The organism is Acidithiobacillus sulfurivorans (assembly GCF_018853815.1).
GTDB lineage: Bacteria > Pseudomonadota > Gammaproteobacteria > Acidithiobacillales > Acidithiobacillaceae > Acidithiobacillus > Acidithiobacillus sulfurivorans.
Genome location: NZ_JAAOMP010000107.1, coordinates 22,446 through 31,480, shown reverse-complemented (window position 1 = coordinate 31,480; position 9,035 = coordinate 22,446). Strand labels below are relative to the sequence as shown.

At 56.5% G+C, this 9,035-nt stretch carries 8 protein-coding genes; all 8 read right to left on the bottom strand.

Annotated elements, in window-relative coordinates; all coding sequences use genetic code 11:
• Window positions 1-138: 138 nt before the first annotated feature.
• Window positions 139-1,383: a lipoprotein-releasing ABC transporter permease subunit gene (locus HAP95_RS09525; protein WP_215883995.1), complete on the bottom strand. Its 1,245-nt coding sequence runs from the start codon at window positions 1,381-1,383 to the stop codon at window positions 139-141.
• Window positions 1,384-1,385: 2 nt separating this feature from the next.
• The gene (lysS, locus tag HAP95_RS09520) at window positions 1,386-2,867 is read right to left on the bottom strand and encodes a lysine--tRNA ligase (protein ID WP_215883994.1); all 1,482 of its coding nucleotides are present in this window, start codon (window positions 2,865-2,867) and stop codon (window positions 1,386-1,388) included.
• Window positions 2,868-2,903: 36 nt separating this feature from the next.
• Window positions 2,904-4,002, bottom strand: a protein-coding gene (prfB, locus tag HAP95_RS09515) for a peptide chain release factor 2 (RefSeq protein ID WP_215883993.1) whose coding sequence is annotated in 2 segments (ribosomal slippage) — window positions 2,904-3,926 and window positions 3,928-4,002 — 1,098 coding nt in all. Because the reading frame shifts where the segments join, the coding sequence is not laid out codon by codon here.
• Window positions 4,003-4,134: 132 nt separating this feature from the next.
• Window positions 4,135-4,545: a type II toxin-antitoxin system tRNA(fMet)-specific endonuclease VapC gene (gene vapC / locus HAP95_RS09510; protein WP_215883998.1), complete on the bottom strand. Its 411-nt coding sequence runs from the start codon at window positions 4,543-4,545 to the stop codon at window positions 4,135-4,137.
• The gene (locus HAP95_RS17135; protein WP_226832697.1) at window positions 4,545-4,934 is read right to left on the bottom strand and encodes an antitoxin; all 390 of its coding nucleotides are present in this window, start codon (window positions 4,932-4,934) and stop codon (window positions 4,545-4,547) included. Before HAP95_RS17135 ends, vapC begins: the two co-directional genes overlap by 1 nt.
• Before the next feature lie 103 nt (window positions 4,935-5,037).
• Window positions 5,038-6,843, bottom strand: coding sequence for a single-stranded-DNA-specific exonuclease RecJ (locus tag HAP95_RS09500; RefSeq protein WP_215883992.1), 1,806 nt, complete (start codon window positions 6,841-6,843; stop codon window positions 5,038-5,040).
• Window positions 6,844-6,927: 84 nt separating this feature from the next.
• Entirely contained in the window at window positions 6,928-7,893 is a 966-nt protein-coding gene (locus HAP95_RS09495) for a hypothetical protein (protein ID WP_215883991.1), read from the bottom strand.
• Window positions 7,893-9,023, bottom strand: coding sequence for a threonine synthase (gene thrC / locus HAP95_RS09490; RefSeq protein ID WP_215883990.1), 1,131 nt, complete (start codon window positions 9,021-9,023; stop codon window positions 7,893-7,895). Before thrC ends, HAP95_RS09495 begins: the two co-directional genes overlap by 1 nt.
• Between the last annotated feature and the right edge of the window lie 12 nt (window positions 9,024-9,035).

Here is a 9,035-nt window from a genome sequence, read left to right as displayed (position 1 = left end):
TTGCCCTGCCCCGATGCGCCGACAATGGCCAGGCTTTCGCCTTTGCGGATTTGCAAATTGACGTCGCGGATGACATCCAGCTTGTCTCTGCCAATGGCAAAACTCTGACGCAAATACTCTACGGACAGGACCAATTCATCATTCATAGCGCAAAGCCTCCGCCGGAGCGACCCGTGATGCCCTCCAGGAGGGGTACAAGGTGGCAATCCAGCTCATGATCAGGGCCGCCACGGCCACATGCACCACATCCCAGGGTTCGAGTTTGGAGGGCAACTGACTGATGGAATACACCTCCGGAGAGATGAACTGGGTATGCAGCAATTGTTCAAGGGCGGGCACCAGAGTGGGAATATTCAGGGCCAGCAGGACGCCAAAAAATACCCCCAGCAAAGTCCCGACCAGGCCGATTACCGCCCCCTGCACCATGAAAATCAGCATGATACTGCGTGGCGTGACGCCCAGAGTGCGTAAAATGGCAATATCGGTTTCCTTGTCGGTCACCACCATGACCAGGGTCGCCACAATGTTGAAAGCCGCCACCGCAATAATCAGGGATAAAATGACGAACATGACCAGTTTTTCCATGCTCAGGGCCTTGAAAAAGTTTTCATGGGTCTGGGTCCAGTCCTGAATATAAAAGGCTGGCCCCAGTTGTTTCTGGAGATGGGCGGCAAAAGCCGGTGCATCAAAGGGATTTTTGATCTGCATACGCAAGCCGGTCACCCCTTTATCCAGACCATAAAGGCGCTGGGCATCCCCCAGATTGATGTACGCCATGCCGCTGTCGTAGGCGTAAATACCCACAGAAAACAGACCGACCACCGTAAACTGACGCAACGACGGACTCACACCCAGAGGGGTGACTCCGCCCTGGGGCGAAATCAGGGTGATCTTATCGCCTACGGTCACCCCCAATTGCCGGGCCAGTGCCGTACCCAGCACAATACTCCAGGGATGGCTTTGCAGGCTTTGCAACTTGCCCACTTTCATGTCCTTGGCCAGCTTGTCCACGCCCCCTTCCAGGGAAGGATCAATGCCCTCAATCATCGCCCCACTAACCAGACCATCATGGGAAATCAGCGCCTGCGCCTGCACATAGGGTGCCACTCCAGTCACATCCGGCACCCGCGACAAACGTCGGGTAGCCGTCTGCCAGTCCATGACCGGCACCCCGTTACCCTGAATGATGACATCTGATGTCACCGCCAGGATGCGGGAGCGCAAAGTGTGATCAAAACCGTTCATGACGGCCATGACGGCAATCAGGGCGGCTACCCCGATGACCATTCCGAGGATGGCCGTTCCGGTAATAAAAGAAATGAAATGATTATTTCTTTTGGCCCGGGTATAGCGCAGCCCGATCCACAACTCATAAGGGCGCATGATTATTCCGGTCGCAAGTGTGGGAAGAGAATGACTTCACGAATACTGGGCTGATCTGCCAGCAACATGACCAGACGATCAATACCCAGCCCGACGCCCGCAGTGGGCGGCATTCCATACTCCAGGGCGCGGATATAATCGGCATCATAGAACATGGCTTCTTCATCACCGGCATCCTTGGCCTCTACCTGGGCGCGGAACCGGGCGGCCTGATCTTCGGGATCATTGAGCTCCGAAAAACCATTGGCCAGCTCACGTCCGGCAATCATCAACTCAAAGCGATCGGTCACCTCCGGGTCCAGATCATTACGGCGCGCCAGAGGGCTGACCTCCAGTGGATATTCGGTAATGAATGTCGGTTGCTGTAAATGACCTTCCACGGTCTTTTCAAAAATCTCGATCAGCCGTTTGCCCCAGCCCCAGGAAGCCTCACAGGGCACGCGCAACTGCGTCAGCTTGGCAGCCAGAACTTCCGGATCGCGCAGATCGGCGTCGGCCAGGTCCGGATTATGGGCGCGCACTGACTCGCTCACGCTCATCCGCACAAAAGCCTTGCCCAAATCAATTTCCAGACCCTGATATTGAATCTGGGTGCCACCCAGGGCCGCTTGTGCCGCAGCGCGAATCAGAGTTTCGGTCAAGTCCATGGCATCCCGATAATCGGCATAAGCCTCATACCATTCGAGCATGGTGAATTCCGGATTATGACGGGTGGAAATCCCTTCATTACGAAAATTACGGTTGATTTCAAAGACCTGCTCAATACCACCAACGACCAGGCGCTTCAGGTAAAGTTCCGGAGCAACGCGCAGGTAAAGCGTCATATCCAGGGCATGATGATGGGTCATGAAAGGACGGGCCGTGGCGCCACCGGGAATGGCATGCATCATGGGCGTTTCTGCTTCAAAAAACCCACGCTGACGCAAGCCTTCGCGGAGGGCGGCCACGGTTTCCGCCCGGATCTGAAACGTCCGGCGGGCAGATTCGGTGACAATGAGATCCACGTAACGCTGACGAAAGCGCGTTTCGGCATCACTCAGCCCATGCCATTTTTCCGGCAGGGGACGCAGGGCTTTACTGAGTAATTGCAGACTATGGACTTTCAGAGACAATTCGCCGGTTTTGGTGCGGAACAAAGTCCCTTCCACGCCGATAATGTCGCCAAAATCCAGAGCCTTGAAACGCGCATAGTGCTCTTCCCCCAGGGCATCACGGCTGACAAAAAGCTGAATACGTCCGGACTGATCCTGAATATCGGCAAAACTGGCTTTACCCATGACCCGCCGGGTCATCAAGCGTCCGCCCAGTCGGGCCTGGATCGGCTCCTGCTCCAGCGCCAAGGCATCCATATCTCCATAACGCGCCTGCAGATCTCCCGCCAGGGCATCGCGCCGAAAGTGGTTGGGGTAGGCCTGTCCCTCATGACGCCACTGGGTCAGTTTGTCCTGGCGTACCTGCATCTGGTCATTCAGTTCCTGATCCACTTTGTTCTCCTCGCGCAAATTGTGCGTGACTGCATTTTATAAGCCGGCCTTCAGTGCCGCTTCGATAAATTGGTCCAGAGCACCATCCAGAACTTTCTGGGTATCCCCCGCTTCGACCCCGGTGCGCAGGTCTTTGATCCGTGACTGGTCAAGCACGTAAGAACGAATCTGATGACCCCAGCCAATGTCACTCTTACTGTCTTCCAGCGCCTGTTTTTCCGCGTCACGCTTTTTCATTTCCATTTCAAAAAGCTTGGAACGCAGCATGCGCATGGCTTCAGCCCGGTTTTTATGCTGGGAACGATCCGTCTGACAGGCGACAATAATGCCCGATGGGACGTGGGTAATCCGAATTGCCGAATCCGTCTTGTTGACATGCTGCCCACCGGCACCACTGGCGCGGTAGGTATCCACCTTGAGGTCTGCAGGATTAATTTCGATTTCAAAGCTGTCGTCAATTTCGGGATAAATGAACACGCTGGCGAAACTGGTATGACGACGATTTCCTGAATCAAAGGGCGATTTGCGCACCAGACGATGCACGCCGGTTTCGCTACGCAGCCAGCCGAAGGCATGATCGCCCTTGACGTGAATACTGGCCGACTTGATACCCGCCACTTCCCCTTCCGAGACTTCCACCAGTTCCGCAGCAAAACCATGCTGCTCACTCCAGCGCAAGTACATGCGCAGAATCATCTCTGCCCAATCCTGAGCTTCGGTGCCGCCCGCCCCCGCCTGAATATCGACAAAGCAATCGGAAGCATCATGATCTCCCGAAAACATCCGCTGAAATTCCAGTTTTTCGACCATCGCCAGAGCCGTATCCAGATCGGCATCTACCGAACCCAGCAGTTCTTGATCCTGCTCACTGAGCGCAAGTTCCAGCATTTCGTTACCGTCCGCCAGACCGGAACTCAACTTGTCCATTGGTCCGATAATGGCTTCCAGAGCCGCCCGCTCCCGTCCCAATTCCTGGGCTTTTTCAGCCTGGGTCCAGATACCGGGATCTTCCAGTTCGCGCTGAACTTCTTCTAAACGGCCACGCTTTTCTTCGAGGTCAAAGATACCCCCTCAGGCCGCTCACCCGGGCCTGGAGATCTTCGTGCAACGCACGCATCTCATTCACTTCTCTCATGATTTTTCCTTTTCCAGCGGACTGCGCCGGGATCAAACCCGCGCCAGGCCGTTCACCTAGCACACAAAGCCCGTAATTATGCGCAGTTTCGGTGCTGATCTCCAGTGGAGTTTTGACGGCGTTGAGACCAGGTCATGCCGTTACCCAGTTTTCTACTTGCAAGCCTTCCACCCGGCAAAACTCGCGTTCGTTATTGGTAACCAAAATCCAGCCTTCGGCGCGGGCGTGTGCTGCAATCCATAAATCATTATTACCAATGGGTCGCCCACAGCTTTCCAGAGCAGCACGGATCCGCCCATATTGGATCCCAACCTGAGGGGTGAGTTGGGCTACCCGAATGCTCTCCTGCAGATTTTGAATACTGGCCAGGGCCTTATCCCGCGCCTGACTTTTTTCCGCCCCCCAGCGTAATTCACCCAGAGTAATGACTGACATCACCAATTCATCGGCCGTATGTTGTAGAAAATGCGCACGCACCGCCGGAGGCTGATATTTGGCAATATAAATGCAGATGTTAGTATCAAGCAGGTAACGCAAACACATCAAAAGCTTTCTCTTTCCTGGGGCGGCATGTCCTGGCGTCCTGCGGACATAAAATCTTCAGGGAACGCGGCCAAAGCATCAAAAATATGTCCGGCATTTACTGGATGTTCCCTCAGAATGATTTCGTCTCCACGACGAAAAATTTCAACTTTATCCACTGTTAAACGAAATTCTTTGGGCAATCGTATCGCCTGACTGTTACCTGATTGAAAAACGCGTGTCATGGTCATTGCAGCCTCCCACCAACTAGGATATACGGTGAGTATATACTTCATATTCATTTTTACAAGTTGCGGGAAATAGATGATAAGAGCACTGCCAAATGGCCAATGTTGTCGTGGTGCAAAGAGTGTGGAACTGGCGATCAAAACCTGATCAAAACTTTCCAAGTCCCTTTTCCTCCTATGCCCAGAAGGGGACATAGCCCGCACGCGGCTGGTCCAGATCGGCGGGCCGAATCAACCCGGATTTTACATACTGAATCACCCCACATCACGCACCAGTAGCTGATTGCTGGGCCATCACCTGGTTCCCTGCAATAACCACCGCATGCCGGACGCGCAATTGCAAGCAGGTCTCGTCTCTGAAGGTATTGGCATCCAGCTCGAAAGTTACTTGGACAAGCTGCCCCGTTTCCACCGGACACACTCCGTCACGAACCGCTCCAAACCAGATGGCATCGAATCGATTTGGCCCGATGCCCACCAACAATTTCAGGTGGGTGCCGTCCCCGACGGGACGCACACTGAGGATCTGGCCTTCCGCACAGAAGACGGGTGCCTCCCATTGTCGGCCGAAAGGCTCTAACGCGGCGAGTTCTTTGAGTAATTCCAAACTTGGGAGCTCTTCGAGCGCCCCATCGGTCAGTATCCGGGGGCCCGGGGTCCACGCTGCCAGGGCGCGGGTTGCGGCTGCATTGAAGGCTACCGCGAAACGATCAAACCCCTCACGTTTCAATGTGACTCCGCCAGCACCGGCATGACCGCCCCATGCGACGAAGTCGTCCGGATATGATTCTGCAATCCCTGCAAGGGCGTTGCGTATATGAAATCCAGGCACGGTGCGCAGCGAGGCGGTGATATGCTCGCTCTCCTGCTTGGGCGAGAAATAGGCAGCAGGCCGTCCATAGGCTTCCACCAAGCGGGCAGCGCACACCCCATGTACGCCCGGATGCCCTTCCGGATCGAACACGGTAATGGCCATACCCCCGCCCACCGCCTGCTCTTCCGCCAATGGCAGAATACGGCGCAGCATCTTGGATTGGACCCGCTTGCGCTCGCTATTGTGCTCCACCAGAACATGCGCCAGGCGTATCGCTTCCGCCTCGTCGTCGCACATCAACAGGTCGACGGCCCCCAGCGCGCAATCCAGCCTGCCCCGGGCATTGATGATCGGCCCGAAGGTAAAACTCAATGTCGCCGCTGTAATCGGGCCGGTGCAACGAGAGACCTTGTACAAGGCACGCCACACAGGTCGCGCCTCCGGCGTATTCATCAATGCGAGGCCGCGTGTCAGCACCGCACGATTATTCGCCGAGCGGGCCAGATCAACACAATCCGCCATGGTTCCCAGCGCAACCAGGTCGAGGAGACCACCGAGACGTGGCGCATTGGCCGGAAGGTGGCCCCAGTCGATGAGCCGTTGCCGTACAGCGCAGCAGAGTAGCCAGGCCACATGAACGCCCGCGATGTAGGGGTCGGCAAAGGTTGAATCCGTGCGGACGGGATTGACACAGGCGATGGCGGCGTGCGGCGGGCCTTGCTCTGGAACCCCATGGTGGTCCGTCACTATCGTCGTCAAACCATGATCGCGGAGCTTCTCGATACGGTCATGGTCCGAACTGCCCTGGTCCGCAGTAATGACGAGTGCAGGACGCGGTGCCGAGTCCAGAATCCGCTGGGTGACGCTTTCCGAAACGCCATACCCTTCTCTCAGTCGATGGCCGATGTAGCTGTGTATTCGATGTTCAGGCACACCGAAGTAGTCACGCAACGCAAACTTCAGCACCGCATGTCCCGACGCTCCGTCACAGTCGAAGTCCGACAGCAGAATCACCGGCAACCCTTGTTTCACAGCGTGTGCAACAGCCTCAGCGGCGACGCTGATGTCGGGTAAACGGTCTGGTGGATCAAGCGCACTCAGCGGCGGGCGAACCAGCAATCCCACCCTTCCCGCATCCTCGTCACCCAGTCGACCGGCGATAATTCGCGACTGTAGGCGCGTATAACCAGCAGCAACGGCCGCACTCAAAACATCTGGCGACAATGGCCTGTCGATGATCCGTATGGGTTCTGGCATCACTCGCCACCCTTGTTCTGGTTGACCAAGTGCAACTTATCGCGCTCCTTTAACCAAGGCCGCCTCGCGTATTTTCGCAGCCATTTACCAAATTCCCGGAAGCGCATGACCCGGTCGGGTTGGCCCGCGCCAGAAGCGCCAGCGATCAGCACTGCGCAGGGTCAGGCGCTCTACCCCACCATGGGCGAGCACGCCGGTCAAGCATTGCAGAGTTCCACCCCGGCGCCAGAAATTTTGCAGGGCAGGATGCAGCGCCGCGAATGATTTTGCTGCATCGGGATACAACCAGGCCCCGGACCAGACCCAGAGCAGGTTATCAGGAAGTTTATCGGCTGCTTGCAAGGCGTTGGGATAAGCGAGCGGTAACCCAAGCCAGGCAGCAGCGGCCTGCAGATAATCGGCCTCCGCCACCAGGCTTTGCCACTTTGTTAGCGGACGCTGTTCCGGCAAGCAGCCCTCTCCCCAGGCCCAGAACAAACACCAGGATTCCATTCCCACTGCATGGACATCCTGATTGACGGGATGGGCAGCAAGAAACATCTGCAATTCATTGAGAAAGGCATTCCAGCGCCGGGCATCCGTCCCGGTGACTTGCAAAGCCAAGGGCTCACGGCCCCATACCTGTTCTGGATCAGGACAGTGCAGATCCGGCACTGTCCTGCTCAGCACATACCAGCGCCGCGCACCGCGCTGTAAAATCCAGGGTGTTTCTGCCAAAAACTCGACCGCAGCGTCAAACAACGTCGCCGCAGCGCTTTCTTCCAGGCCCGGCAACGGCTGCAATACCGCCCGCCCCGCCTGACCGCGAAAAGCCACTGGCTCCAGGGCAATGACCCAACGTCCGGCGGTATTTATCCCTTCTGCTTCTGCCAGAAGCGCCGCCGCCGGAAGTGTGCCAGCAAAGCCCAGCAAATGACCGGCCACCTCCAGAGAAGATTCAGCCCGTAATTGTTCGCGCTGCCCACGCCCCCAGTAGCGCGGTAATACTGCGCCCAGGTCCTCCTCCGGCATGCCGTGCAAACCCGACAGCCAGAGGCAGACATCGGTCATCAGCGATCCAGAATGGCGCGCTGTACCGCATCCAGAGTGGCATTGACGGTTACGACCTCGCCTCCCTGGGAAATGGCCGTGTCGGGATCCTTGAGACCGTGTCCGGTGAGCGTACAAACCACCGTGGCCCCGGCCTCGATTTTTCCGGCGCGGGCAGCGGCAACAACGCCCGCCACCGAAGTGGCGGAGGCAGGTTCACAAAACACGCCTTCAAATCTGGCCAACCAGCGCTGGGCTTCGAGGATTTGGGTATCGCTGTGGCTACCAAACCAGCCGCCACTTTCTTCCTGCACCCGGTGCGCCTGATCCCAGGACATGGGATGCCCGATACGAATGGCCGTCGCAATGGTTTCCGGATTTTTCACAAAAGCACCAGCCATAAACGGCGCACTGCCCTCGGCCTGAAAACCGAGCATCTTCGGTCGTTTTCCGGGTTTGCCATGACCATAGCGACACACCCCGTTGCAGAATTTGCAGGCCGTGGTCAACACCTGGGAGGCATCACCACGACCATCGGTGGCTTCGCAGTAACCCATCCAGTGCGCGGTGATATTACCCGCATTACCGACTGGCAATACGTGATAATCAGGAGCCTCGCCCAAGGCCTCGATAATTTCAAAGGCAGCGGTTTTCTGTCCCTGCAGACGGTAAGGGTTCACGGAATTGACCAGGGTAATGGGCGCATTGGCAGCCACTTCCTGCACAATCTGCATGCCTTCGTCAAAATTGCCGCGAATTTGCAAGACCAACGCGCCGTGCATCATGGCCTGAGATAACTTGCCCAAAGCAATTTTCCCTTCCGGAATCACCACAAAAGCCTGCATTCCGGCCCGCGCCGCGTAGGCCGCTGCAGCCGCAGAAGTGTTTCCCGTAGAAGCGCAGATGACCATCTCACTGCCATCTTCCTTGGCCTTGGTCACCGCCATGGTCATGCCCCGATCCTTGAAAGAACCGGTGGGATTCAGTCCCTCGAATTTGAGAAACAGGCGGATATCCACCCCCAACTGACGCGGGAGATTCAGACATTCGATGAGCGGTGTATCCCCCTCACCGAGGCTGACTGCCTGGGTATCCGGGGCCAGAGGCAAAAAATCACGGTAACGATCAATAATACCGGTGTAACGAGTCATGACTAATTCCTG

Bases quoted from the DNA above. Each gene is read 5' to 3' on its own strand.
- HAP95_RS09525 (WP_215883995.1), bottom strand. From the start codon at position 1,383: ATGCGCCCTTATGAGTTGTGGATCGGGCTGCGCTATACCCGGGCCAAA.
- vapC (WP_215883998.1), bottom strand. From the start codon at position 4,545: ATGTGTTTGCGTTACCTGCTTGATACTAACATCTGCATTTATATTGCC.
- HAP95_RS09500 (WP_215883992.1), bottom strand. From the start codon at position 6,843: ATGCCAGAACCCATACGGATCATCGACAGGCCATTGTCGCCAGATGTT.
- HAP95_RS09495 (WP_215883991.1), bottom strand. From the start codon at position 7,893: ATGACCGATGTCTGCCTCTGGCTGTCGGGTTTGCACGGCATGCCGGAG.
- thrC (WP_215883990.1), bottom strand. From the start codon at position 9,023: ATGACTCGTTACACCGGTATTATTGATCGTTACCGTGATTTTTTGCCT.